The organism is Hathewaya histolytica, from assembly GCF_901482605.1.
Lineage (GTDB): Bacteria > Bacillota > Clostridia > Clostridiales > Clostridiaceae > Hathewaya > Hathewaya histolytica.
Genome location: NZ_LR590481.1, coordinates 1,413,422 through 1,438,351, shown reverse-complemented (window position 1 = coordinate 1,438,351; position 24,930 = coordinate 1,413,422). Strand labels below are relative to the sequence as shown.

23 protein-coding genes are annotated in these 24,930 nt (G+C 29.4%); all 23 read left to right on the top strand.

Annotated elements, in window-relative coordinates; all coding sequences use genetic code 11:
• The first annotated feature begins 200 nt into the window (after positions 1-200).
• The 23 genes from codY (at position 201) to FGL08_RS06855 (ending at position 24,894) form a co-directional block, all read left to right on the top strand.
• On the top strand, positions 201-974 hold the full coding sequence (gene codY / locus FGL08_RS06965) for a GTP-sensing pleiotropic transcriptional regulator CodY (protein ID WP_138210096.1): 774 nt from the start codon (positions 201-203) through the stop codon (positions 972-974).
• A gap of 209 nt (positions 975-1,183) precedes the next feature.
• Positions 1,184-1,885, top strand: coding sequence for a 30S ribosomal protein S2 (rpsB, locus tag FGL08_RS06960; protein WP_138210095.1), 702 nt, complete (start codon positions 1,184-1,186; stop codon positions 1,883-1,885).
• Positions 1,886-1,935: 50 nt separating this feature from the next.
• Positions 1,936-2,856, top strand: a complete 921-nt coding sequence (gene tsf, locus FGL08_RS06955) for a translation elongation factor Ts (protein ID WP_138210094.1) — start codon at positions 1,936-1,938, stop codon at positions 2,854-2,856.
• An 86-nt stretch (positions 2,857-2,942) separates the two neighbouring features.
• Positions 2,943-3,653, top strand: coding sequence for a UMP kinase (gene pyrH, locus FGL08_RS06950; RefSeq protein WP_138210093.1), 711 nt, complete (start codon positions 2,943-2,945; stop codon positions 3,651-3,653).
• A gap of 20 nt (positions 3,654-3,673) precedes the next feature.
• A complete protein-coding gene (frr, locus tag FGL08_RS06945) occupies positions 3,674-4,231 on the top strand; it encodes a ribosome recycling factor (protein ID WP_138210092.1) in 558 nt (185 codons plus the stop codon).
• Between the two features lie 127 nt (positions 4,232-4,358).
• A complete protein-coding gene (gene uppS, locus FGL08_RS06940; RefSeq protein ID WP_138210091.1) occupies positions 4,359-5,141 on the top strand; it encodes an undecaprenyl pyrophosphate synthase in 783 nt (260 codons plus the stop codon).
• Between the two features lie 2 nt (positions 5,142-5,143).
• Positions 5,144-5,947: a phosphatidate cytidylyltransferase gene (locus FGL08_RS06935; RefSeq protein WP_138210090.1), complete on the top strand. Its 804-nt coding sequence runs from the start codon at positions 5,144-5,146 to the stop codon at positions 5,945-5,947.
• A 149-nt stretch (positions 5,948-6,096) separates the two neighbouring features.
• The gene (locus FGL08_RS06930) at positions 6,097-7,074 is read left to right on the top strand and encodes an AI-2E family transporter (RefSeq protein ID WP_171012007.1); all 978 of its coding nucleotides are present in this window, start codon (positions 6,097-6,099) and stop codon (positions 7,072-7,074) included.
• Positions 7,075-7,087: 13 nt separating this feature from the next.
• Complete coding sequence (locus FGL08_RS06925) at positions 7,088-8,242, top strand: 1-deoxy-D-xylulose-5-phosphate reductoisomerase (protein ID WP_138210088.1); 1,155 nt, start codon at positions 7,088-7,090, stop codon at positions 8,240-8,242.
• Between the two features lie 25 nt (positions 8,243-8,267).
• On the top strand, positions 8,268-9,278 hold the full coding sequence (gene rseP, locus FGL08_RS06920) for an RIP metalloprotease RseP (RefSeq protein ID WP_138210087.1): 1,011 nt from the start codon (positions 8,268-8,270) through the stop codon (positions 9,276-9,278).
• 16 nt (positions 9,279-9,294) lie between these two features.
• On the top strand, positions 9,295-10,350 hold the full coding sequence (ispG, locus tag FGL08_RS06915; protein ID WP_138211292.1) for a flavodoxin-dependent (E)-4-hydroxy-3-methylbut-2-enyl-diphosphate synthase: 1,056 nt from the start codon (positions 9,295-9,297) through the stop codon (positions 10,348-10,350).
• 57 nt (positions 10,351-10,407) lie between these two features.
• Positions 10,408-14,730, top strand: coding sequence for a PolC-type DNA polymerase III (locus tag FGL08_RS06910; protein ID WP_138210086.1), 4,323 nt, complete (start codon positions 10,408-10,410; stop codon positions 14,728-14,730).
• Between the two features lie 187 nt (positions 14,731-14,917).
• Complete coding sequence (rimP, locus tag FGL08_RS06905) at positions 14,918-15,376, top strand: ribosome maturation factor RimP (RefSeq protein ID WP_138210085.1); 459 nt, start codon at positions 14,918-14,920, stop codon at positions 15,374-15,376.
• A gap of 1 nt (position 15,377) precedes the next feature.
• Positions 15,378-16,457, top strand: a complete 1,080-nt coding sequence (gene nusA / locus FGL08_RS06900) for a transcription termination factor NusA (protein ID WP_138210084.1) — start codon at positions 15,378-15,380, stop codon at positions 16,455-16,457.
• Positions 16,458-16,481: 24 nt separating this feature from the next.
• On the top strand, positions 16,482-16,751 hold the full coding sequence (gene rnpM, locus FGL08_RS06895) for an RNase P modulator RnpM (RefSeq protein ID WP_138210083.1): 270 nt from the start codon (positions 16,482-16,484) through the stop codon (positions 16,749-16,751).
• Positions 16,741-17,052, top strand: coding sequence for a ribosomal L7Ae/L30e/S12e/Gadd45 family protein (locus FGL08_RS06890; RefSeq protein ID WP_138210082.1), 312 nt, complete (start codon positions 16,741-16,743; stop codon positions 17,050-17,052). The genes rnpM and FGL08_RS06890 overlap by 11 nt, the downstream gene beginning before the upstream one ends.
• Positions 17,053-17,072: 20 nt before the next feature.
• Complete coding sequence (gene infB / locus FGL08_RS06885; protein WP_138210081.1) at positions 17,073-19,157, top strand: translation initiation factor IF-2; 2,085 nt, start codon at positions 17,073-17,075, stop codon at positions 19,155-19,157.
• Between the two features lie 12 nt (positions 19,158-19,169).
• On the top strand, positions 19,170-19,523 hold the full coding sequence (gene rbfA, locus FGL08_RS06880; RefSeq protein ID WP_138210080.1) for a 30S ribosome-binding factor RbfA: 354 nt from the start codon (positions 19,170-19,172) through the stop codon (positions 19,521-19,523).
• Positions 19,524-20,483, top strand: coding sequence for a DHH family phosphoesterase (locus FGL08_RS06875; protein WP_138210079.1), 960 nt, complete (start codon positions 19,524-19,526; stop codon positions 20,481-20,483).
• Positions 20,476-21,351: a tRNA pseudouridine(55) synthase TruB gene (gene truB, locus FGL08_RS06870; protein ID WP_138210078.1), complete on the top strand. Its 876-nt coding sequence runs from the start codon at positions 20,476-20,478 to the stop codon at positions 21,349-21,351. Before FGL08_RS06875 ends, truB begins: the two co-directional genes overlap by 8 nt.
• Positions 21,352-21,368: 17 nt before the next feature.
• Entirely contained in the window at positions 21,369-22,292 is a 924-nt protein-coding gene (locus tag FGL08_RS06865) for a bifunctional riboflavin kinase/FAD synthetase (RefSeq protein WP_138210077.1), read from the top strand.
• Positions 22,293-22,421: 129 nt separating this feature from the next.
• The gene (gene rpsO / locus FGL08_RS06860; RefSeq protein WP_138210076.1) at positions 22,422-22,685 is read left to right on the top strand and encodes a 30S ribosomal protein S15; all 264 of its coding nucleotides are present in this window, start codon (positions 22,422-22,424) and stop codon (positions 22,683-22,685) included.
• Between the two features lie 112 nt (positions 22,686-22,797).
• Complete coding sequence (locus tag FGL08_RS06855; protein ID WP_138210075.1) at positions 22,798-24,894, top strand: polyribonucleotide nucleotidyltransferase; 2,097 nt, start codon at positions 22,798-22,800, stop codon at positions 24,892-24,894.
• The last annotated feature ends 36 nt before the right edge of the window (positions 24,895-24,930 follow it).

The following is a 24,930-nucleotide window of genomic DNA, read 5'->3' as shown; positions in this document are numbered from 1 at the left end:
ATATATAGTAAATTTAAATTAAGAATATTAATTTATTAAAAATTTGTCGAAAAAATTACAATTTCTTATTGAAATCAGAATTTTATTATGATATTATATATAAGGATAAGGTATAATTCGTAAAATTTAAAATTATAATTAAATTTTGAAAATTTGCAATATTTTAGATGAATAGATTCTTAAGGAGGAAATAAAGTAATATGTCACTTTTAAATAAAACAAGAATGTTAAATAAGATATTACAGAAGACAGGAAATGAGCCAGTTTCATTTTCAGATATATGTACTTTGCTAAGTGAAGTTTTAGAGTGTAATGTGTATATAGTTAGTAGAAGAGGAAAAATATTAGGTTATAATTTCTCAAGTAATTTTGAATGTGAAATTGTAAAAGAAGAAGTAGTAGATAAGTTAAGATTTCCTGAGGATTATAATAGTAAGCTAATGACTATAGAGGGAACTAGGGAGAATTTAACAAGTAAAGGGTACTGTGTATTCAAGGATAAAAAAGCATGTGACCTTGATAATAAAATAACTACAATAGTTCCGATTATAGGAAATAGAGAAAGACTTGGAACACTTTTACTTGCTAGATTTGATAAACCTTTCGCTGAAGAAGATTTAGTTTTAGCTGAATACAGTGCAACAATAGTAGGTATGGAGATATTAAGATCTAAGAACGAGGAAATGGAAGAAGAAGCTAGAAAAAAAGCTATAGTTCAACTGGCTATAGGAACATTATCTTATTCTGAGCTTGAAGCTGTAGAACACATTTTTAATGAATTAGATGGAAATGAGGGTTTACTAGTTGCATCTAAAATAGCTGATAAAGTAGGCATCACTAGATCAGTTATAGTAAATGCCCTTAGAAAATTTGAAAGTGCTGGAGTAATAGAGTCCAGATCTTTAGGTATGAAAGGTACTCATATTAAAATTTTAAATGAAAAATTATTAGATGAGTTAAATAAAATTAAATAATTTGTATATACTATTTTCAGGATGTTATGCATCCTGTTTTTAATGTAATAAATTTTTAATAATTTTATATTGAATACGTAGTTACCTTGTGTTATACTACATAAGGTAAGAATTACACACACTACCTAATTTATAAAAAAGGTTCCTAAAGTGTTAGGTATTTTATAAAGTCGAAGGTAGTGGAGGAAAAAACCAGGAGGTATATAATTATGGCAGTTATTAGCATGAAACAATTATTAGAAGCAGGTGTTCATTTTGGACATCAAACAAGAAGATGGAACCCTAAAATGGCTCCATATATATTCACAGAGAGAAATGGAATATACATAATTGATTTACAAAAAACAGTTAAAAAGGTAGATCAAGCTTATGATTTCATTAAATCAGTATCAGTAGAAGGAAAAGATATATTATTCGTTGGAACAAAAAAACAAGCTCAAGAAGCTGTTCAATCAGAAGCTATAAGATCTGGAATGCATTTTGTAAACAATAGATGGTTAGGTGGAATGTTAACTAACTTTAACACTATAAAGTCAAGAATATCTAGATTAGAAGAGATTGAAAAAATGGAAGAAGAAGGCGTATTTGAAGTTCTTCCAAAAAAAGAAGTAACACTACTTAAAAATGAGGCTGAAAAGCTTGAAAAGAATCTAGGTGGTATAAGAAACATGAACGTAGAAAACATCGGTGCTATGTTCGTTGTTGATCCAAGAAAAGAAAAAAATGCTGTATCAGAAGCTAAAATCCTTGGTATACCAGTAGTTTCTATAGTAGATACTAACTGTGATCCAGATGATGTTGACTACGTAATTCCAGGTAATGATGATGCTATAAGAGCTGTAAAATTAATAACAGCAAAAATGGCTGATGCTATTATTGAGGGCAGACAAGGGGAACAATTAGCTGAGTAATAATATGATTTAAAGTTAAATTGTTCAATTATCATTAAGGAGGAATATAAATGATTAGTGCAAGCATGGTAAAAGAACTTAGAGAAAGCACTGGAGCAGGTATGATGGACTGTAAAAAAGCTTTAACAGAAACTAATGGAGATATGGAAGCAGCTATAGAATTATTAAGAAAAAAAGGTTTAGCTGCTGCTGCTAAGAAAGCAGGAAGAGTTGCTTCAGAAGGATTAGTTAAAACTTTCATAAATGAAGATGGAAAAAAAGCAGCTATGGTAGAAGTAAATTGTGAAACTGATTTCGTTGCTGCAAATCCTGATTTTAATCTTTTCGTTGAAAATGTAGCAAAACAAGCATGTTTATCTTCAGTAAATACTGTGGAAGAATTATTAGAGGAGAAATTCATCGAAGATGAGTCTATTTCTTTAAAAGATGCTCTTACAGCTTTAATAGCTAAATTAGGTGAAAATATGTCTGTAAGAAGGTTTGAAAGATTCTCTGTTGATAATGGCATGATTAATAGCTATATTCACGGAGCTGGTAAAATAGGCGTTATGGTTGAATTAGGTTGTGAAAATTCAAGCCCAGAGCTTGCTGAAGTAGCTAGAGAAGTTGCAATGCAAGTTGCTGCAGCTAATCCATTGTTTTTAAATAGGGATTCCGTTGATAATGAAGCTTTAGAAAAAGAAAAAGAAATTTTCAGGGTTCAAGCTAAAAATGAAGGAAAACCTGATAATATAGTAGAAAAAATGGTTATGGGAAGAGTAAATAAATACTATAAAGAGAATTGTTTAGTAGAACAAATTTGGGTTAAAAATCCAGATCTAACTATTGAAAAATTCTTAAAGGAAGAATCTAAAAAAATTGGATCAGATATAAATATAAACATGTTTGTTAGATTCGAAAGAGGCGAAGGTATAGAGAAAAAAGAAGAAAACTTTGCTGAAGAAGTAGCGAAGCAAATGGGTGGTAAATAAAAATTAAAGAGAACACGCAGTGTTCTCTTTTTTTAAAATAAAGATCTTTTTATTAGTAAATTTTCGCTTTGGAGGTATAATATTAGATGAGCACAGCAAAGTATAATAGAGTTATGCTAAAGCTATCCGGTGAAGCTTTAGCCGGAGAAAAGGGTTTTGGGATAGATTTTAACTTAGTTAAAAATATATCGTCACAAATAAAAGAATTAGTTAATATGGGTGTGCAGTGTGGTATGGTTGTTGGTGGTGGAAACATTTGGAGAGGCAGGAATGGCGAAGAAATGGATAGAGCGACTGCTGACTATATGGGTATGATGGCTACCTGTATAAATGCTTTAGCTTTACAAGATTCATTAGAAGCTATGGGTGTACCAACAAGAGTTCAAACTGCTATAGAAATGAAAGAGGTTGCAGAGCCTTATATTAGAAGAAGAGCTATGAGACATCTTGAAAAAGGAAGAGTTGTTATTTTTGCTGCAGGTATAGGTAAACCATATTTTTCTACAGATACCACAGCAGCATTAAGAGCAGCAGAAATTGAAGCCGAAATTATATTGCTTGCTAAAAATGTAGATGGTGTATACGATAAAGATCCAAGAAAATTCGAGGATGCTAAAAAATACTCTTCTTTATCATATATTGAAATATTAGAAAAAGGTTTGCAAGTTATGGACTCAACTGCAACATCTTTATGTATGGATAATAATATACCAATACTTGTATTTGGATTAGAAAAACCTGAAAATATTATTAGTGCTGTTTGTGGAGAACAAATAGGTACAATTGTAAAAAAATAACTTCACGGGAGTGGTAAAATATGGTATCTAATGTTATAAATAATGCTAAAGATAAAATGAGCAAGTCCATTGCTGTATTAAAGGAAGAACTAGCAGGAATGAAGGCAGGAAGAGCAAATCCTAAGATGCTTGAAAAAATAGAGGTAGAATATTACGGGACATTAACTTCTATTAATCAGCTTGCTAATATATCTGTACCAGAGGCAAGAATACTTCTAATTCAACCATATGATAAATCATCTATTAAAGAGATAGAAAAATCTATTTTGAAGTCTGATTTAGGATTAAACCCATCAAATGACGGTTCTGCTATAAGACTTATAATACCTGAGCTTACAGAAGAAACTAGAAAAAATTTAGTTAAAACTGTTAAAAAATCCGGAGAAGATTTAAAAATTGCTATAAGATCAGTGAGACGTGATGCTAATGATAAAATTAAAAATCTTAAAAAAGAAGCTGAAATAACAGAAGATGAAGCAAAAACCTATGAAGATAAAATTCAAAAAGAAACTGATAATTATGTAGCAGAAGTTGATAAATTAGTTAATGAGAAAGAAAAAGAGATAATGACCGTTTAATTATAATAAACCTGCAAAAGCAGGTTTATTTAATAAATGAAAGATAAATATTTAATAATTTTTTAAATATTATAACATACATAAAATATACTCTACATATAAATTTATTAGGAGAGTGCTAACAAAAGTGAGAAATTTTTTTAAATGTTTTACTAAAAATAAAAAAAATATTGATACATATGCTACACTAATAGAGGATCTAGATATTAATAATATACCTAAGCATATAGGGATTATTATGGATGGAAACGGAAGATGGGCTAAAAAAAGAAATATGCCAAGAACATTTGGACATAAGGCAGGGGTAGAAACTATAAGAGATATTGTTAAAGAATGCAGTGCACTTGGAGTAAAATACTTAACTTTGTATGCATTTTCTACAGAAAATTGGAAAAGACCAAAAGAAGAAGTAAATACACTTATGAATCTTCTTGTTTCATATTTAAAAAATGAATTTGATGAACTACATAAAAATAATGTTATCATTAATAGTATAGGAAATATCTCATATTTACCAGAAATGTGTCAACATGAACTAAGATCTGCCTATGAAAAAACTAAAAATAATTCAGGATTAACATTAAATTTAGCTCTTAATTATGGTGGTAGGGATGAAATACTAAATGCAATAAAGATGCTCTATAAAGATATTGAAAGTAATAATCTAAATATAGATGATATAGATGAAGAGGTATTTGAAAATTATCTTTATACAAAAGGCATGCCTGAACCTGAAATACTAATAAGAACCAGTGGAGAACAAAGAATAAGCAATTTTTTATTATGGCAAAGTTCCTATTCTGAAATTTTGTTTACTAAAGTTCTTTGGCCAGATTTTACAAAAAAAGATCTTAGAAATGCAATAAAAGAATATCAGGGCAGAGAAAGAAGATTTGGAGGAATTAAATAGTTATGAATGCGGTTTACAACAGATACTTAGGGGCTATAGTTTTACTACCTTTAGCAATTTTTCTATTTATAGGTGGAAATCACTTGAAGTTTCTAGTTTTAATTTTGTCTTTAGTTGGATTATATGAATTTTATGGTATATTAAAGAAGAAAGATTATCATACTTTTAATTATTTAGCTTATGCCTTTGTAATTATATATTTTTTATATTTAGATAAGTTAACCACAGACTATTTTTTATTTATAGTAGTATTATTTATATGTATTTGTTTAAGTATTCCAGTTTTTCAGCTTAAGCATAACTTTATAGAATCTGCCTTGACTATATTTGGTTTTTTATATGTTCCTTTATTATTTAGTTTAATACCTAAAATAGAGATGAAAGATTTTGGTCAATATTTTACTTGGTTAGTTTTTATATGTTCTTGGGGTAGTGATACTTTTGCTTATTATAGTGGAAGATTATTTGGCAAAAATAAATTATGTCCTAATGTAAGCCCAAAGAAAACCATAGAGGGATCTATTGGAGGTCTTATTGGTAGTGTTGTAGGATGCTGCGTATACGGTGTTATTATCAATAAATTTGGGGTACATATAAATTTATATCATTATTTCATTATTGGACTCATTGGTGGTATACTTGGTCAAATAGGGGATTTAGTAGCCTCCATAATAAAGAGATATTTAAATGTTAAGGATTATGGAAATATAATACCTGGTCATGGAGGAATATTAGATAGATTTGATAGCATATTGTTTGTCTCTGCAGCTATATATTTTTATATAACATTAATAATAAAGTTATAATAAAAAAAGTTTAAGATTGATTATCTTAAACTTTTTTTATTATAATTGTTTTATTATTATTATATATAGGTTTTATTATCTACATTATTAATATATAATTATATGAGTGAATATAATTATATAGTAAAATAATACTAAAGGAGAATAGTTTGCTAAATTCATATAAGAAGTTACTTGTTTCAATCTTTTTATTTTTTTTACTATGTATTATATTTAGATTACTAGGTAGGTATTTTCAACCTTTATTTATTATGATATTTTTAATAATATTAATAAAACCTATATATAGATTTTTATGTAAGGTTAGGTTTTTAAATCATAAATTAAAAGTTATAATTAGCCTATTAATTGTAAATATATTTTTTTTAGGTATTTTATTAAGAATAGGTAATATCTTAATTAGAAATTATAACATTTTAATAGAGGGATTTTATTATATTATAGGAATATATAAAAATATTTGTAAAAATATTTTAAGTAAGAATAATAATTTAAATTTAATTTTTCATATGTTAAAACCTAATAAGATTAATTTTCTAAATGGTAATATTATAAAGCATGGAGCAGAAAGTACTACAAGTTTCTTATTTTCTTATTTTATAAGTAATATAATGACTTATTTTATTTTAGCAGATAAGGAAAAAATATTAGATTTTTCAAAACATGTTTTTCCTGAGAAAGTGATAGCTACAATATATAAAAGTTTAAAAACTTTGAGTTTTATACTTATAATAGAAATTAAACTAATGATAATCTGTACATTCATTACCACCATAGGTTTTTATATGTTAGGATTAAATAACTTCTTTTCAATGGGTATTTTATGTGGTATTTTAGATATTTTACCTTATGTAGGAACTATATTTATATTTTTACCTATTATACTGTACGGTATTATTATTAAAGATTACCTAAGAGTTATAGGATTTATATGCTTATATCTTTTAATTTTAATATTAAGACAAATATTGGAGACCAAATATCTTAGTAAAAGTTTTCAAATACATCCATTAGCTACGATAATTTCAGTATATATTTTTATAAAGTTCACTGGAATAATTGGTTTTTTCTTAGGACCTATGTATATAATTATTATAAAAGAAATAATAAATTTAGGTGATCAATAAAGGAGAGATTATTTTGAGGAACATAAGTATTTTAGGGGGAACGGGATCTATAGGAACTCAAGCCTTGGATATTATAAGAAAAGAAAGTGAAAAATTTAAGTTGATTGCTATAAGTGCTAACAACAATGTTAATAAAGTTATAGAAATTATAGATGAATTTAATCCTAAATATATAGCTATGATGGATGAATATGCAGCTAAAAAGATAGAAGAATACTGTAGAATAAATTATAAAAAAACACAAACACTAAAAGGAATGGAGGGATTAATTGCCACATCAACCCTTCCAGAAGTGGATATGGTTTTAACTTCTGTAGTTGGAATGATAGGTTTAAAACCTACAATAGAAGCTATAAGGCATAAGAAAGATATAGCTTTAGCCAATAAGGAGACATTAGTTGTAGCAGGCGATTTAGTAATGGGAGAGGCAAAAAAGTATAATGTTAAGATTTTACCAGTAGATTCTGAACATGGGGCTATTTTTCAATGCCTCCAAGGACATAAAAAGGAAGATATAGATAAGATATTACTTACAGGGTCTGGAGGTCCTTTTAAAGGAAGAAAAGCTGAAGAACTTCAAGAGGTATTACCAGAAGAGGCATTAAAACATCCTAAATGGAATATGGGTAGAAAGATAAGTATAGATTCTGCTACTTTAATGAACAAGGGTTTAGAAGTTATTGAAGCACACTATTTATTTGATATAGATTATGAGAATATAAAAGTGATAATTCATCCCGAAAGCATTATACACTCTATGGTACAATATAAAGATGGAACTGTAATATCTCAAATGTCATGTACTGATATGAAACTTCCAATTCAGTATGCCATGAATTATCCAAATAGAGGAAAGAGGTTAATTTCTAAATTAGACTTATTCAAAATAAAAAGTCTAAATTTTTCAGAACCAGATATGGAAACCTTTAAATGTTTAAAACTTGCATTTAAAGCAGGAAAAATGAAGGGAAATATGCCTGTGATTTTAAATGCAGCTAATGAAGTAGCAGTACAATTATTTTTAGAACATAAAATAAAATTTCTAGATATAGGTAACTTAGTAGAGGATTCTATGAATTATTTTGAGTATAAAAAAAATCTTTCTATAGAAGAAATAATAGAAACAGATTTAAATGTTAGGAAGTACATAAAAAATAAATTTAATTAGGTAAATTAAGAAGGGAGATTTGGAATTGACTATATTATATATAATAGCTGCCGTACTATCCTTTAGTGCGCTCGTAATAGGGCATGAATTGGGGCACTTTATTGCGGCTAAGTTAAATGGGGTTAAGGTTGAAGAATTTTCATTAGGCATGGGGCCTAAATTATTTAGTATAAAAGGAAAAGAAACAGAATATTTAATTAAAGCCGCACCTATCGGTGGATATGTTAAAATGTTAGGTGAGGATGGAGATATAAAAGATGAAAGGGCATTTTCTAGTAAAAGTCCTTTACAAAAATTAAGTATAGTAATAGCAGGTCCAATGATGAACATACTTATGGCTATAATTTTCTTTGCTATTACAAGCAAAAATTTAGGATATATAATACCTAAAGTATCAGAGGTTGTAGATAAATCGCCGGCTATGACTGCTGGGATAAAGGTTGGGGATGAAATAACTAGATTCAATAACGAAAAAATATCTTCATGGAATGACTTTTTACTTAAAATGTCTAAAATAGATGGAGAAAAAATAAATGTAACTGTAAATAGAGAAAATAAAGAACTTAGTTTCTATTTATCTCCAGATAAAAAAGACGGAAGATACATGATAGGAATAGCACCATCCTTAATTAAACCTAATACAGGTATGGCTCTTAAAAGTGGCTTAGACCAAACATGGGATACGACAAAACAAACATTTTCTTTCTTTAAAACTCTATTTAAAGGTAAAATTAAAAAAGATGATGTAGGTGGACCTATTACTATAATGAAAGTGTCAGTTAAAACTGCCTCTAGAGGAATAATTTATTTAATATACTTTATGGCTTTACTAAGTGTGCAACTTGCTATATTTAATATTATACCTTTTCCAGCCTTAGATGGGGGATGGATATTTATTTTAATTTTACAGATAATAACTGGCAAAAAGTTCGATGATGATAAAATAGGGGTATTAAATTATATAGGATTTATTATACTAATATCCTTAATGATATTAGTTACTTTAAAAGATATTATAAGTCCTATAAAACTTTAGGAGTGAACGTTTTATGATAGATAGAAGAAAAACAAGAGAAGTTAAAGTAGGGAACATAAAGATAGGTGGTAATAATAAAGTAGCTGTTCAGTCTATGACTAATACAGATACTCGTGATGTTTTAAAAACTGTTAATCAAATAAAAGAATTAGAAAGCGTTAAATGTGATATTGTAAGATGTGCTATTCCTGATAAAATAGCAGCAGAAGCGATAAAAGATATTGTAAAGTCTGTAAATATACCAGTTGTAGCAGATATTCACTTTGATTATAGATTAGCTTTAAAGGTAATAGAAAATGGTGTTTCTGCAGTTAGAATAAATCCAGGGAATATTGGTAGTGAAGAAAGAATTAGAGAAGTTATAATGGCTGCAAAGGATAGAAATATACCTATAAGAATTGGAGTAAATTCTGGTTCTTTAGAAAAAGAGCTTTTACAGAAATATGGTAGTCCCACAGCAGAGGCATTAGTAGAAAGTGCTCTAAGAAATGTTGAGATTTTACAAAAATACAACTTTGATAATATAGTTATTTCAATAAAATCTTCTGATGTATTTAAAACTATACAAGGATATAGGTTACTTTCAAAACAAGTAGATTACCCATTACATTTAGGTGTAACAGAGGCAGGAACTATATTCTCTGGTACAATAAAATCTTCTATAGGTATGGGAACATTGCTTGCTGATGGAATTGGAGATACATTAAGAATCTCCTTAACAGGTGATGTGAAAGAAGAGGTTAAAGTAGGAAGGGAGATTCTGAAGTCTTTAGGATATATTGAAGATGGAATAAAATTTGTTTCTTGTCCTACTTGTGGAAGAACACAAATAAATTTAATCAAAATTGCTGAGGAAGCGGAAAAAAGACTTGCAGGCATAAATAAAAACATAAAAGTTGCTGTTATGGGGTGTGCCGTTAATGGGCCTGGTGAAGCTAGAGATGCTGATATAGGTATAGCAGGTGGTAATGGTGAAGGCTTAATCTTTAAAAAAGGTATTATTATTAGAAGGGTTAAGGAAGAAGATTTAATTGAAGAACTTATAAAGGAAGTAAATAACTTTGAGGAATAATGGCTATGGTTTCATGGCCATTCTTTCTTCAAAAATATATTTATAAGGAGCTTTAAAATGGATGTAATACTACAGGTGCTTAAGGAAAAATTAAAAGAAGAAGAGTTTTTAAAACTTAAAGATTTTAGATTTCTAAAGGTACAGTATTATAAAACTTTAAATAAAATTAGTTTAATTTTAAAAGGTAAAAATGCTCTTGGAGTTTCCTTACAAGAAGACATAAAGATAATATTAAAAGACTTTTTTAAGTGTTTCGATGAAATTGAACTTATATTTTATAAAGATATTTCTGATATAAAATTACAAGATATTTGTAACGAATATTGGATAGAATTAGTTGAAAATATATCAGATAAAATGCCCCTTTTTAAAGAATGTCTTTTAAATTCTAAAAGGGTTATAAAAGAAGATACATTAAGTATCTATTATGGCAATAGTTTTGTATGTAAATTTTTAAAAGAAAAGAATATAGAAAAATTAGTTTCTGATCGTATTTATGAAATTTTTGATGTTAGATGTAATGTAATTATAGATTATATAGATGAACTAAAAGACATAAATTATTTTGAAGAAAAGGAAAAAGAGAACTTTGGAATAATAAAAAATGTTTTAAGTAATCAAATAGTTTCAAATAATAAATATGAAAATAATACTAAAAAGGATCACAGGAAAAAGGAATACAATAATTCTATTAAAGAAAATAGTAACCAAGTTTTAGGCAAAAATATTATTGAAGAACCTATACCTATTAAAGATATAAATCTAGATTTGGGAAAAGCGTGTATAGAAGGAGATTTGTTTAAGTTAGAAATAAAGGAAACTAAAACAGGAAAAACTTTCTTTATATTTAACATTACAGATTATACTAGCTCCATTACATTAAAATGTTTTCCAAATCAAAATGCGGTAGAAAAATTAACAGAAGAATTAAAGAAAGGTTGTCACTATAAAATCAAAGGGGATGTTACTTACGATAAGTTTATTAATGAAAATATCATTTTTGCCCATCATATAACAAAGCTAGATAAAATTGAAAAGTTAGATTTATGTGATGAAAAGAGAGTTGAGTTACACTTACATACTAATATGAGTTCTATGGATGGAATAACTTCCGCGAAAAAATTAGTAGAAAGGGCAGCTAAATGGGGACATAAGGCCGTGGCTATCACAGATCATGGAGTGGCTCAAGCATTTCCAGACGCCATGGAGGCTGGTAAAAAGAATAAAATAAAGGTTATTTACGGAGTAGAAGCTTATTTTGTAGATGATGGTGAATCTATAATATTAGGTGGAGAAGATACTACTATAGAAGATGAATTTGTAGTTTTTGATATTGAAACTACAGGATTTTCTAGTGAAAATGATAAGATTATTGAAATTGGTGCAGTAAAAATAAAAGATGGGGTAATAATAGATTCATTTAATGAATTTGTAAATCCCAATAAATCCATACCATATAACATCACAGAACTTACAGGCATTACAAATGATATGGTAATAGATAAAGATGATATAAGTATTGTTTTACCTAAATTTATGCATTTTTTAGGTGATTCAGTAGTAGTTGCACATAATTCCACCTTTGATACCTCATTCATACGAAAAAATTGTAGGGATTTAAATATGGATTTTAATAATCCAATTATGGATACTATACCTTTAAGTAAATTTCTATATCCAGAATTAAAAAGATATAAGTTAAATGTTGTAGCAAAACATCTTAATATTTCTCTAGAAAATCACCATAGAGCTGTGGATGATGCAAGAGCTACTGGTGAGATTTTAATAAAATCTTTTGAAAAATTGAAAGAACTTAACATACTAAAAATGGGAGATTTAAATAAAGAATTTTTAGGGAACTTTAATATAAAATCAGCATTTACCTCTCATCTTATAATTCTTTGTAAAAATCAGATAGGAATTAAAAATTTATATAAATTGATTTCTTTTTCTAATCTGGATCATTTTTATAAAAAACCACGTATACCTAAAAGCTTAATTGAACAATATAGGGAAGGTTTGATTATAGGATCAGCTTGTGAAGCAGGTCAAGTATTTAAAGAGGTTTTAATGGGAAAAACCTACGATGAATTAAAAGAAACCTTATCTTTCTATGATTATTTAGAAATACAACCTATAGGAAATAATAAATTTTTAGTTGATAGTGGTAGAGTAAAAGATGAAGAAGAGTTAAGAAATATAAATAAAAGAATTTACAATATAGGCAAAAAAGCTAATCTACCAGTAGTTGCAACAGGAGATGTACACTTTTTAGATCCTCAAGATGAGGTGTTTAGAAGAATTTTAATGGCTGGACAAGGATTTAGTGATGCAGATAATCAACCACCTCTTTATTTTAAGACTACAGAAGAAATGTTAAAAGAGTTTTCTTATTTAGGGGATGATATTTCAAGAGAAGTTGTAATTAAAAATACTAATTTAATTGCTGATATGATAGAAGAAGTTAAACCCATACCAGAAGAAACGTATACACCTAAGATTGATGGTGCTGAAGAAGATATAAAGAAAATGACATTAGACAAAGCTTATTCTATATATGGGAATCCGTTACCGGAAGTAGTCCAAAAAAGATTGGATAAAGAGCTTAACTCAATTATAAATAATGGATATGCAGTATTATATTTAATTGCACATAAATTAGTTGCAAAATCAGTGGAGGATGGGTACTTAGTAGGGTCTAGGGGATCTGTAGGTTCTTCATTTGTAGCCACTATGTGTAATATTACAGAAGTAAATGGTCTTCCACCACATTATGTATGTCCAAAATGTAAGTATAGTGAATTTATATTGGATGGCTCTGTAGGATCAGGAGTGGATATGGAAGATAAAAATTGTCCTAAATGTGGTGAATTGTTTTATAGAGATGGTTTTGATATACCCTTTGAAACTTTCTTAGGATTTGAAGGAGACAAGGAACCTGATATAGACCTTAATTTTTCAGGAGATAACCAGGGAGAGATTCATAAATACACAGAGGTACTTTTCGGTGAAGGACATACTTTTAAGGCAGGAACAATAGGAACTATTGCAGATAAAACTGCCTATGGGTTTGTAAAAAAATATTTAGATGAAAGAGGAATAAATGTACCTAATGCCGAGATAGAGAGGCTAACAGAGGGATGCACTGGAGTTAAAAGGACTACAGGGCAACATCCAGGCGGTATTATGGTTGTTCCTAGCGATAATGAAATATTTAACTTCTGCCCCATACAACATCCAGCTGATGACTCTCAATCAGATATTATAACTACACATTTTGACTATCATTCAATAAGTGGTAGACTTTTGAAATTAGATATACTTGGCCATGATGACCCAACAGTTCTTAGGATGTTAAAAGATATAACAGGATTAGATCCTAAAACCGTACCTTTAGATGATGAGGCTGTGCTAAGTCTGTTTACTTGTACAGATGCGCTAGGGATTACTAAGGAACAATTAGGTTGCGAAGTTGGAACATATGGTCTACCGGAATTTGGCACAAAGTTTGTACGTCAAATGCTCCTAGATACAAAGCCAGAGACTTTTTCTGATTTAGTGAGAATATCAGGACTATCTCATGGTACTGATGTTTGGCTTAACAATGCTCAATATTTTATTAAGGAAGGATACACTACATTAAGAGATTGTATAGCAACCAGAGACGACATAATGGTTTATTTAATATATAAAGGACTTCCTCCCAAAATAGCATTTACTATAATGGAAAAGGTAAGAAAAGGAAGAGGTCTTACTGAAGAACATGAAAATATAATGAAGGAGCATAAAGTACCTAGTTGGTATATTGAATCTTGTAAGAAGATAAAATATATGTTCCCTAAAGGTCATGCTGTTGCCTATGTTATGATGGCAATTAGAATCGCTTATTTTAAAGTTCACTACCCTAGAGCTTATTATGCTTCGTATTTTACTGTTAGAGGTGATGATTTTGATGGTGACCTTGTAATAAGAGGTGACGATGCTATCATAAATAAAATGGGTGAACTATATGAGCAGGGTAATAATATAAGTGTAAAAGACAAAGGTCTTCTTACAACTCTTGAAATATGTCATGAAATGTTTCAAAGGGGCATAAAGTTTTTACCTTGTGATATATACAAATCAAGTTCAGTTAAATTTATACTAGAAGATGATAGTATCAGACTTCCGCTTAGTGCACTTCAAGGTGTAGGTAAAAATGCAGCTAAGAGTATAGAAGAAGCTAGAGTAAATGGTGAATTTATTTCTAAGGAAGACTTGAGAAATAGAGCAAAAGTCACAAAAACTGTAATTGAGGCACTGGATAAACACGGATGCTTAAGAGGATTACCTGATACAAATCAACTTTCTTTTTTCACCGAAGAAATTGGAATTATATAAAGAACTTGCGAAATAGAGTATAATGTGATAATATAAGTATTAGTAATTTTGTATAACTTTTGTCACATTTTAAAGAGTGGGTTTATGCCCGCTCTTTCTATTTAATTAAACGCAGCGTATGTTGCGTTTTAATTATAATAAATATTTTTTTTATTTAGGTAAAAGCTAAACACAAGGAGGGATGAAAATGAATGAGACTTTAATAGCTAAATTAACAGAAGTTATAAAGCCATTGGTAATAAATGAAGGGTATGAGCTTTATCATCTTGAATTTGTAAAAGAGGGTGGAGAAGATTACTTAAGAGTTTATATAGATAATAATAATGGTATTACTCTTGATGATTGTGTGAAAATTAATAAAGTTGTAAGTGACGCTTTAGATATAGAGGATCCTATTCCAGGGTTTTATTATCTAGAAATTTCTTCACCAGGACTAGATAGAGTATTACATACAGAAGAACATTTAAATAGATATTTAAATTCTACAGTTAATGTAAAATTAAGAAATTTAATACAAGGTAAAAAAATATTAGAGGGTATCCTAAAGGGATTTAACTCAGAAAGTGTTATGATAGTTTTAAAAGAAGAAGAAATTTCTTTAAATAGAAATAACATCATCAGTATTACTTTAAAAGGGGAGTATTAAAATGAATGAAGAATTTATAGCTGCGCTTAAAGAAATTGTAAAGGATAAAGGCATTAGTGAAGACTTTTTATTTACTGCAATAGAAGATGCCCTTGTATCAGCTTATAAAAAGAATTATTCAAAATACACAAATAATAGTCAAAATGTTAAAGTTACAATAGACAGAGTTTTGGGTGATATTCATGTTTATGCACAGAAAAAAGTTATAGATGGACTTTGGGATGAAATAAATGAAATAGAACTTGAAGATGCCAAGGAAATTGACCCAAGATATGAAGAAGGCGATGTAATAGACATAGAAGTCACTCCAAGGGAGTTTGGAAGAGTGGCAGCTCAATCAGCAAAGCAAGTTGTTGTACAAAGAATAAAAGAAGCTGAAAGAAATGTAGTATATGAAGAATTATTGGAAAAGGAATTTGATATTATTACTGGTACTGTATTAAGAAAAGATAAGGGAAATGTATTTATTCACCTTGGAAAGCTAGAAGCTATTTTAGGACCTAATGAACAAATTCCAACAGAAAAATATGACTTTAATCAAAAAATTAAACTTTATATCGTAGAGGTTAAAAAAACTACAAAAGGACCACAGGTAGTTATATCAAGAACTCACCCTGGGCTTGTAAAAAGGCTATTTGAACTTGAAGTTCCAGAAATATTTGAAGGCATTGTTGAAATTAAAGGCATTTCTAGGGAAGCAGGTTCAAGAAGCAAAGTTGCAGTTTTCTCTAAGGATGAAAATGTAGATCCAATGGGTGCTTGCGTAGGGCCAAAAGGGATTAGAGTTCAAAATATTGTGGACGAATTAAATGATGAGAAAATTGATATTATACAATGGAATAGTGACCCTACAATATTTATTGCAAATGCTTTAAGCCCAGCTAAGGTTTTAAAAGTAATAATCGAGAGTGAAGAATCTAAATCAGCTAAAATAATAGTTGATGATAGTCAGCTCTCTTTGGCTATTGGAAAAGAAGGCCAAAATGTTAGATTAGCTGCAAGACTTACAGGATGGAAGATAGATATAAAAAGTAAATCTCAAGTAGATAACGTAGAAGAGATCCTAATAGAGGAAGAATAAAATCTAAATTAGGAGTGAGTCTATATGAAAATTAAAAAAGTTCCAGAAAGAATGTGTGTAGGTTGCATGGAGATGAAACCTAAGAAAAAGTTGATTAGAATTGTTAAAAGTAAAGATGGGGATATTTCCATAGACCTTGTAGGAAAAGCACCTGGAAGAGGGGCATACATCTGTCAAAGTATAGAGTGTTTAGATAAAGCCTTTAAAACAAGAAGATTAGAAAGGAATTTATCACATAATATACAAGAAGAAATTTATCTTAAGTTAAGGAATCAAATAAATAATGAAGAATAATGAAAAGTTTTATAACCTTCTTAGAATAGCTAAAAAAGCTGGTGCTTTGACAGAAGGATATAATAGAGTTGAGAATGCTATAAAAAATAAAAAAGTTTTTCTTGTTTTTATTTCTAAAGAGTTATCAATAAACTCACAAAGAAAATTTAAAAATTATGCTCTTAAAAAAGAGTTTTATTTAATTGAAAACGCTCCTTTAGATGATATAGGAGAGTTTTTAGGAAATAGTAATATAAAAGTGCTAGGAATTACAGATAGTTCCTTTAGTACTAGTCTTAAATCTTTATATATTAAAGATTAAGTAATTCGGGGGTGAATAGTTTGGCAAAAGTAAGAATTTATGAACTAGCTAAAGATTTGGATATATCAAGTAAAGAGTTAATAAATATTTTAATGGAAGAGTTTGATATTAAAGTTAAAAACCACATGAGTGTAATCGATGACGAAGATGCTGAGTTATTAATGGAGCTTTTTGAAGATAAAAAAACAGAAAAAACCGAATCAGAAGTAGTCGATCACTATGAAAAGTTAGAAGACGAAAATACATTAAAAAATATCAAGAAGAAAAAAATCAAGAAAAATGCAAAAGACGAATCTAACGAAGAAATGACTAATGCAAAAGAAGATTTAGAAGATATTAAAGTAATTGAAATGGCAGAAACCATAACTGTTAAGGAATTTTCAGAAAAGATTAATAAGTCTGTAACAGATGTAATAAAGCAACTTATGTTATCTGGTGTAATGGCTGCCATAAATCAAGAAATTGATGTGCCTACAGCAAAAAAAGTAGCAGAGAAATTTAATGCTGTTATTGAAGTTATTAATAGAAATGATGTTCTAGAAGAGGAGAATGACTCTCTTTTAGCACTTTCAGATAAGGAAGATGAAGAGTTAGTAAAGAGACCTCCAATTGTAACTGTAATGGGTCACGTTGACCATGGAAAGACATCCCTATTAGATGCTATAAAACAAACGAAAGTAACAGATACAGAAGCTGGTGGTATTACTCAACATATAGGTGCATATACAGTAGAACTAAATGGTGAAAAAATTACTTTCCTGGATACACCTGGGCATGAAGCGTTTACAGCAATGAGAGCTAGAGGTGCACAACTTACGGACATAGTAATATTAGTAGTTGCAGCAGATGATGGTATTATGCCTCAGACTGTAGAAGCTATTAACCACTGTAAAGCTGCAGGTGTTTCTTTAATTGTAGCTATTAATAAAATAGATAAACCAGCTGCTAACATAGATAGAGTTAAACAAGAATTAACAGAACATGGCTTAATAACAGAGGACTGGGGTGGAGATACTATATGTGTTCCAGTATCAGCACATACCAAAGAAGGTATAGATAACTTATTAGAAATGGTACTATTAAGTTCTGAAATGTTGGAGTTAAAAGCTGACCCTGATAGAAGAGCTAGAGGAACAGTAGTTGAAGCACAGTTAGATAAAGGTAGAGGTCCAGTTGCTACTTTAATAGTTCAAAATGGTACTCTAAATGTGGGAGACTCCATAGTAGTTGGAACAACTTATGGTAGAATAAGAGCTATGTTTAATGATAAGGCTAGAAATATTAAGTCAGCAGGACCAGCAATGGCAGCAGAAGTCTTAGGACTTTCAGAAGTTCCTGAAGCAGGGGATAAGTTTGTTGTAATGAAAGATGAAAAGACTGCAAGAAATACTGCTGAAAAGAGAAAAGACAAATTAAGGGAACAAAAGCTTTTAAAATCTCATAAGGTTTCCCTTGAAGATTTGTATAACCAGATACAAGAGGGAAAAGTTAAAGAGTTAAGTTTAGTAGTTAAAGCTGATGTTCAGGGTTCTGTAGAGGCCTTAGCTCAATCGTTGGAAAAACTAAGTACCGATTCTGTAAAAGTTAGAGTAATCCATGGTGCAGCAGGTGCTATTACTGAAACTGACGTTATATTAGCATCAGCATCTAACGCTATAATATTAGGATTTAATGTTAGACCAGATGGCAATGCTATAGCATTAGCAGAAAAAGATGAGGTAGACATTAAAACTTATAGAATAATTTACGATGCTATTGAAGATGTTAAATCAGCTATGTTAGGATTACTAGACCCAGAATATAAAGAAGTTGTTTTAGGAAGTGCACAAGTAAGACAAATATATAAAATTTCTAATGTAGGAACTATAGCAGGATGCTACGTTTTAAATGGAAAGATTACAAGAAATAGTGGAGTTAGAGTAATTAGAGATGGTATAGTAATTTTTGAATCTACATTAACATCTTTAAAGAGATTTAAGGATGACGTTAAAGAAGTTAATACTGGATATGAGTGTGGAATTGGTGTAGAAAAATTCAATGATCTAAAAGATGGGGATATAATTGAAGCTTTCACAATGGAAGAAATAAAGCCACAAAGTTTATAAAGGAGTGGTATTATGGCTAAATATAGAAGTGGAAGATTAAATGAAGAAATAAAAAAACATGTAAGTGATATTATCCAAAACAGAATTAAGGATCCTAGACTTTCAGGATTGATAAGTGTGACGAATGTAGATGTTACAAAAGATTTAAGCTATGCAAAAGTTTATGTTAGTATATTTGGAGATGAAGATACTGAGAAAAAATCTTTAGATGTATTAAAAAAATCTTCTGGATTTATAAGAACAGAACTTAGTCGTAATTTGAAGATAAGGCACATTCCTGAAATAATTATTGAAAACGATAAAAGCTTAGAATATGGTATGCATATAGACTCAATTCTTAAAAAGATGGATACTAAGGAAAAGTAAATGATAAGTAAAGTAGTTGATTATATAAAGAACCCTAATAAAATAGGAATCACGTTTCATACATCCCCAGATGGTGATTCCTTAGGGAGTTCTTTAGCTCTTTTACAAATCCTTAGAAAATTAAACAAGGAATCTTATATTATATGCAAGGAAAGAATACCAGATAATTTTAGGTTTTTACCTTATTCAGAAGAAATTACAGGAAAAGTTACAGTGCCATTAAAGGGAACGGAATGTATTATTGTTTTAGATTGTGGTAATATTGAAAGAATAAATGCAGATTTGGATTTCTATAGTCCAGAGTATAGTATACTAAATATAGATCATCATAAATCAAATGAGAATTATGGAAAACTTAATTATATAAACACTGAAGCATCCGCTGTTGCAGAAATCATATACACTTTAATGAAAAATTCAGGCGTAGAGCTAGATAAGAATATAGCAACTTGTTTATATACTTCAATACTAACGGATACAGGTTCCTTTAGACATTCTTCTACTACAAGCACTACTCATAACATAGTAGCTGATCTTATAAGAACAGGCATAGATTTTTCAAACATCCATAGGATAATATTTGACAATAAGAGTTTTAATAGAATAAAATTGTATGGAAAAGTGATTGATGATATGGAGTTATCTCCTAATGGAAAAGTAGCTTTTATATATGTTAAAAAAGATTATTTTGATCAACTTGATTTAGAAGAGGGAGATACATCAGATCTTCTAACTTTTGGTATGAAAATAGATACTGTAGAAGTAGTTGTTTTATTAAAAGAAAAAGAGGATGGCACAAAAGTGAGCTTGAGATCAAAAAATATTATTGATGTACGTCTTATAGCTGAAAGCTATAATGGTGGAGGTCATACAAGAGCTGCAGGCTTTATATCAAATTCTCCTGCCTTAGAAGTGAAAACAGAGTTATTATATAAGATAGGGAGATACTATAATGAATAACGTTAGTGGAATAATTATAATAGATAAACCTAAGGGAATTACATCTTTTGGTGTTGTGAATAAACTAAAAAAAATTACAGGCTTAAAAAAAATAGGCCATACTGGTACTTTAGACCCCTTAGCTACAGGGGTCTTACCTATATGTATTGGAAAAGCTACCAAAGCAGTAAACTATTTAATAAAAGACGATAAGGAATATATCGCGCAAATTAAATTAGGAGAAACTACAGATACTTATGACAAAGAAGGTAAAATAGAACTCATTAGACCTATAAATTCTTCAGTACAAGATATTATAAAAGTTTTGAATTCCTTTAAAGGAAATATACTTCAAACTCCACCTAAGTATTCAGCTTTAAAATTAAATGGTAAAAAGATGTATGAGCTAGCTAGGGCAGGGGTTGAATTTGAAGTTAAAAAAAGAGAGGTAGAAATATACAGTTTAGAAATAGTAGATATAAATCTTCCTTTTATAGAAATTAAGGTTAATTGCTCAAAAGGTACATATATAAGAAGTCTTGCCTATGATATAGGAGAAAACCTAGGCTGTGGAGCTCACATATATAATTTAAGAAGAGTATCTTCTGGAAACTTTAACTTAAATAGTGCTATAGAGTTGCAACAGATAGATTTGGATACTATAAATAAAAATATTATACCTATAGAAAATATCTTTGAAAATTTTAGTAAAGTTGAGTTAGATACTTATTTTGAAAAATTATTTATAAATGGAGTACCAATAAAAGATAAAAGGTTAACTTCTAAAATTATGGAAAATGGTTTATACAGGGTGTATAATATTAATAGACTGTTTTTAGGATTAGGTAATCGTGAAAAAGATTATTTTAAATTGGAAAGTTTATTTTAAGAAATAGGGGTAGTATAATGAGAATTATAGAAGATAACTTTAAAGAAAAGCTTTCAGAGTTTACTTATATTGCCTTAGGGAGTTTTGATGGAATACATAGAGGGCACTTAAACCTCGTTAGAAAAACGGTAAAATTGGCAAGAGAAAATAATTGTAAGAGCATGATATATACTTTTAAAAATCATCCTATGAGTATTATAAATAAGGATAAAATGCCTAAGCTTATCCAAAATAATGAGGAAAAAGTTGAAATATTAAGGCAAGAGGGTATAGATATATTGAACTTTGTCCAATTTAGTAAAGAGTATATGAAAATAAAAGCAAAAGAATTCGTTGAAAAATTAGTTAAATGTTACAATGTTAAAGGTATAGTAGTAGGCTTTAACTATAAATTTGGGTACAAAAATGAAGGAAATATAGAGCTTTTAAAGATTTTGAGTAAAAAATATAATTTTCAAGTTTTCATATGTGAACCTATAGAATATGAGGGAAACTTAATTAGTAGCACTAATATTAGAAACTTAATTAGTAATGGTAAAGTAGATAGAGCTAGAATTCTTCTAAGTAGACCATTCGCCATAGAAGGAACAGTAGTAGAAGGAAAAAAACTTGGAAGAAAGTTAGGATTTCCAACTATAAACCTAAGATTTAACCAAAACAAGATATTACCTAAAACAGGTGTATATTATACAGCAGTAAAATATAGCAATAGAATATTTAAGGGAATTACTGATGTAGGATATAATCCTACAGTAAATGGTAAAGTTTTGAGTATTGAGACATATATATTAGATTTCAATAAAGAAATATATGGTGAAGATGTTATAGTATATTTTTTAGAACGAATAAGAGATGAAGAAAAATTTGATTCCTTAAATGAACTTATTGAAGTTCTAAAGAAGGATAAAGTTTATGCTGAAAAAAGAAAATTATGTTTATAAGTAAATAAAAAAATAAAATAATTTACAATTAAATGTTTATTTGCTATAATTGTTGTGAACCTTATACTAAGATTAACGATTTGCCAACGGTTTCTTGGATTAAGGGGATATTTTTTGGAGGTGTTTTTAATGGATAAGGCAACTAAAGAACAAATAATTAAACAATTCGGTAAACATGAAGGAGATACAGGTTCTCCAGAAGTTCAAATTGCACTTTTAACTCACAGAATTAATCATTTAAATGAGCATCTAAAATCTCATAAAAAAGATTTTCACTCAAGAAGAGGTCTTTTAATGATGGTTGGTCAAAGAAGAGGTTTCTTAAACTATCTTATGAAACAAGATGTTGAAAGATACCGTGCAATAATCGGAAAATTAGGTTTAAGAAAATAAAAATAATAGAGCGGCTTAGCCGCTCTATTATTTTAAAAAAAATTTTTAAAAGGAATTAAATTTAATTTATTAGATAAGATAATAATATATTTTGTTTTTTGGAGGTATGCCAATGAGTCATATACATGAAGTGGATTTAGGTGGTAGAAAACTTAAAGTAGAATCTGGAAGAGTAGGAATGCTATCTGATTCTGCTGTTTTTATAAGTTATGGTGACACAGTTATAATGGTAAACGTAAATGGATCTAAGGAACCAAGGGAAGGTATTGATTTCTTTCCTCTTAGTGTAGAATATGAGGAAAGACTCTATGCTGTTGGAAAAATCCCAGGTGGTTTTATAAAAAGGGAAGGAAGACCTTCTGAGAAGGCAATTTTAAGTGCAAGAGCAATTGACAGACCAATTAGGCCACTTTTCCCAAAGGGGTATAGAAACGATGTTCAAGTAGTATGTACTGTTTTATCTGTAGAACAGGATAATTCACCAGAAATATTAGCTATGAATGGTGCGTCAACAGCACTTTGCTTGTCATCCCTACCATTTACAATTCCAGTAGGAAATGTGCTTGTAGGTTTAATTGACGGAGAGTTTATATTAAATCCAACAACAGAGCAAAGAGAAAAGAGTGAACTTCATTTAGTAGTTAGTGCCACAGAGAAAAGAGTAATGATGATAGAAGCAGGTGCTAATGAAGTAGACGAAGAAACTATGATAGCTGCAATAAACTTTGGATTTAAACATTGTCAAGAAATAGTTAAATTTCAAAAGGAAGCAATGAAGTTATTTGGTAAAGAAAAATTACAACCTTCTCTATATTCTCCATCTGAAGATATAGAAAAAGAAGTTAGAGACTTTGCTTTTGATATAATTAAAGAAGCAATGTATATTACTGATAAAGATCAGAGAAATCTTGCTATGGATGAAGTGAAGGTTAAAATACAAGAATATTTTGCAGAGAGATATGATGAAAATTCTTCTGATATAGGTGAAATCACATATAGGATTCAAAAAGAAGTTGTTAGAAATATGCTTTTAAATGATAATAGAAGACCAGATGGTAGGAGCTTTAATGAAATTAGGCAAATAGAATGCGACGTTAAAATATTACCACGTACTCACGGAACTGGCTTATTTAGAAGAGGCCTAACTCAAGTTATGACAGTAGCAACTTTAGGTGCCTTAGGAGATGTTCAGATAATTGATGGACTTGGAGAAGAAAGTTCTAAAAGGTACATGCATCACTATAACTTCCCAGCTTATAGCGTTGGAGAGGTTAGACCATTAAGAGGTCCAGGAAGAAGGGAAATAGGGCATGGAGCTTTAGCTGAAAGAGCATTAGAGCCTCTAATTCCATCAGAAGAAGAATTTCCTTATACAATTAGATTAGTATCTGAAGTTTTAAGTTCAAATGGATCTACATCTCAAGCTAGTGTTTGTGGAAGTACTTTAGCATTATTAGATGCAGGTGTACCAATTAAAAGACCAGCAGCTGGTATAGCTATGGGACTTATAACTAACGAAGATTTAACAGAAGAAAAAGTCTTAACAGATATTCAAGGCTTGGAAGATTTCTTTGGTGATATGGATTTTAAAGTGGCGGGAACAGAAGAGGGTATAACTTCAATACAGGTAGACACTAAGATAGAGGGATTATCAGAAAAAGTTATTCATGATGCTATTTATGGAGCAAAAAAAGCTAGGCTACACATTTTAGAAAAGATTAAAGAATGTATACCAGAAGCTAGGAATGAACTTTCACCATATGCACCAAGAATGTTAACTATGAAGGTTGATCCTGAAAAAATAAGAGATGTTATTGGAGCAGGCGGAAAAACAATTAAAAAAATTATAGCTGAAACAAATGTTACTATTGATACTAACGATGATGGTACAATTGTTATAATGTCAAGCGATATGGAAGCTGCAAACAAAGCTTTCAAAATCATTGAAACCATAACAAAGGATGTTAAGCAAGGAGAAGTTTATTTAGGAAAAGTTATTAAAATAGCTGCTTTTGGAGCTTTTGTAGAAATACTTCCTAATAAGGAAGGCTTAGTTCATATATCTAAGCTTGACAATAAAAGAGTAAATAAAGTTGAAGACATAGTATCTGTAGGAGATGAAATCCTAGTTAAAGTAGTGGAAATTGATAGTCAGGGAAGAATAAATCTTTCAAGAAAAGATGCTATGGAAAATCCTGAAGAAAAGTAAAATATAATAATTATAATTTAGAAGGGCATAATAAAA

Excerpts from the sequence above, each read along its gene's own strand:
- FGL08_RS06875 (WP_138210079.1), top strand. The coding sequence starts at position 19,524 with ATGATAAGTAAAGTAGTTGATTATATAAAGAACCCTAATAAAATAGGA.
- rbfA (WP_138210080.1), top strand. The coding sequence starts at position 19,170 with ATGGCTAAATATAGAAGTGGAAGATTAAATGAAGAAATAAAAAAACAT.
- truB (WP_138210078.1), top strand. The coding sequence starts at position 20,476 with ATGAATAACGTTAGTGGAATAATTATAATAGATAAACCTAAGGGAATT.
- FGL08_RS06890 (WP_138210082.1), top strand. The coding sequence starts at position 16,741 with ATGAAGAATAATGAAAAGTTTTATAACCTTCTTAGAATAGCTAAAAAA.
- FGL08_RS06855 (WP_138210075.1), top strand. The coding sequence starts at position 22,798 with ATGAGTCATATACATGAAGTGGATTTAGGTGGTAGAAAACTTAAAGTA.
- rpsB (WP_138210095.1), top strand. The coding sequence starts at position 1,184 with ATGGCAGTTATTAGCATGAAACAATTATTAGAAGCAGGTGTTCATTTT.
- codY (WP_138210096.1), top strand. The coding sequence starts at position 201 with ATGTCACTTTTAAATAAAACAAGAATGTTAAATAAGATATTACAGAAG.
- rpsO (WP_138210076.1), top strand. The coding sequence starts at position 22,422 with ATGGATAAGGCAACTAAAGAACAAATAATTAAACAATTCGGTAAACAT.
- rnpM (WP_138210083.1), top strand. The coding sequence starts at position 16,482 with ATGAAAATTAAAAAAGTTCCAGAAAGAATGTGTGTAGGTTGCATGGAG.
- FGL08_RS06865 (WP_138210077.1), top strand. The coding sequence starts at position 21,369 with ATGAGAATTATAGAAGATAACTTTAAAGAAAAGCTTTCAGAGTTTACT.
- FGL08_RS06910 (WP_138210086.1), top strand. The coding sequence starts at position 10,408 with ATGGATGTAATACTACAGGTGCTTAAGGAAAAATTAAAAGAAGAAGAG.
- pyrH (WP_138210093.1), top strand. The coding sequence starts at position 2,943 with ATGAGCACAGCAAAGTATAATAGAGTTATGCTAAAGCTATCCGGTGAA.
- nusA (WP_138210084.1), top strand. The coding sequence starts at position 15,378 with ATGAATGAAGAATTTATAGCTGCGCTTAAAGAAATTGTAAAGGATAAA.
- rimP (WP_138210085.1), top strand. The coding sequence starts at position 14,918 with ATGAATGAGACTTTAATAGCTAAATTAACAGAAGTTATAAAGCCATTG.
- FGL08_RS06935 (WP_138210090.1), top strand. The coding sequence starts at position 5,144 with ATGAATGCGGTTTACAACAGATACTTAGGGGCTATAGTTTTACTACCT.
- frr (WP_138210092.1), top strand. The coding sequence starts at position 3,674 with ATGGTATCTAATGTTATAAATAATGCTAAAGATAAAATGAGCAAGTCC.
- tsf (WP_138210094.1), top strand. The coding sequence starts at position 1,936 with ATGATTAGTGCAAGCATGGTAAAAGAACTTAGAGAAAGCACTGGAGCA.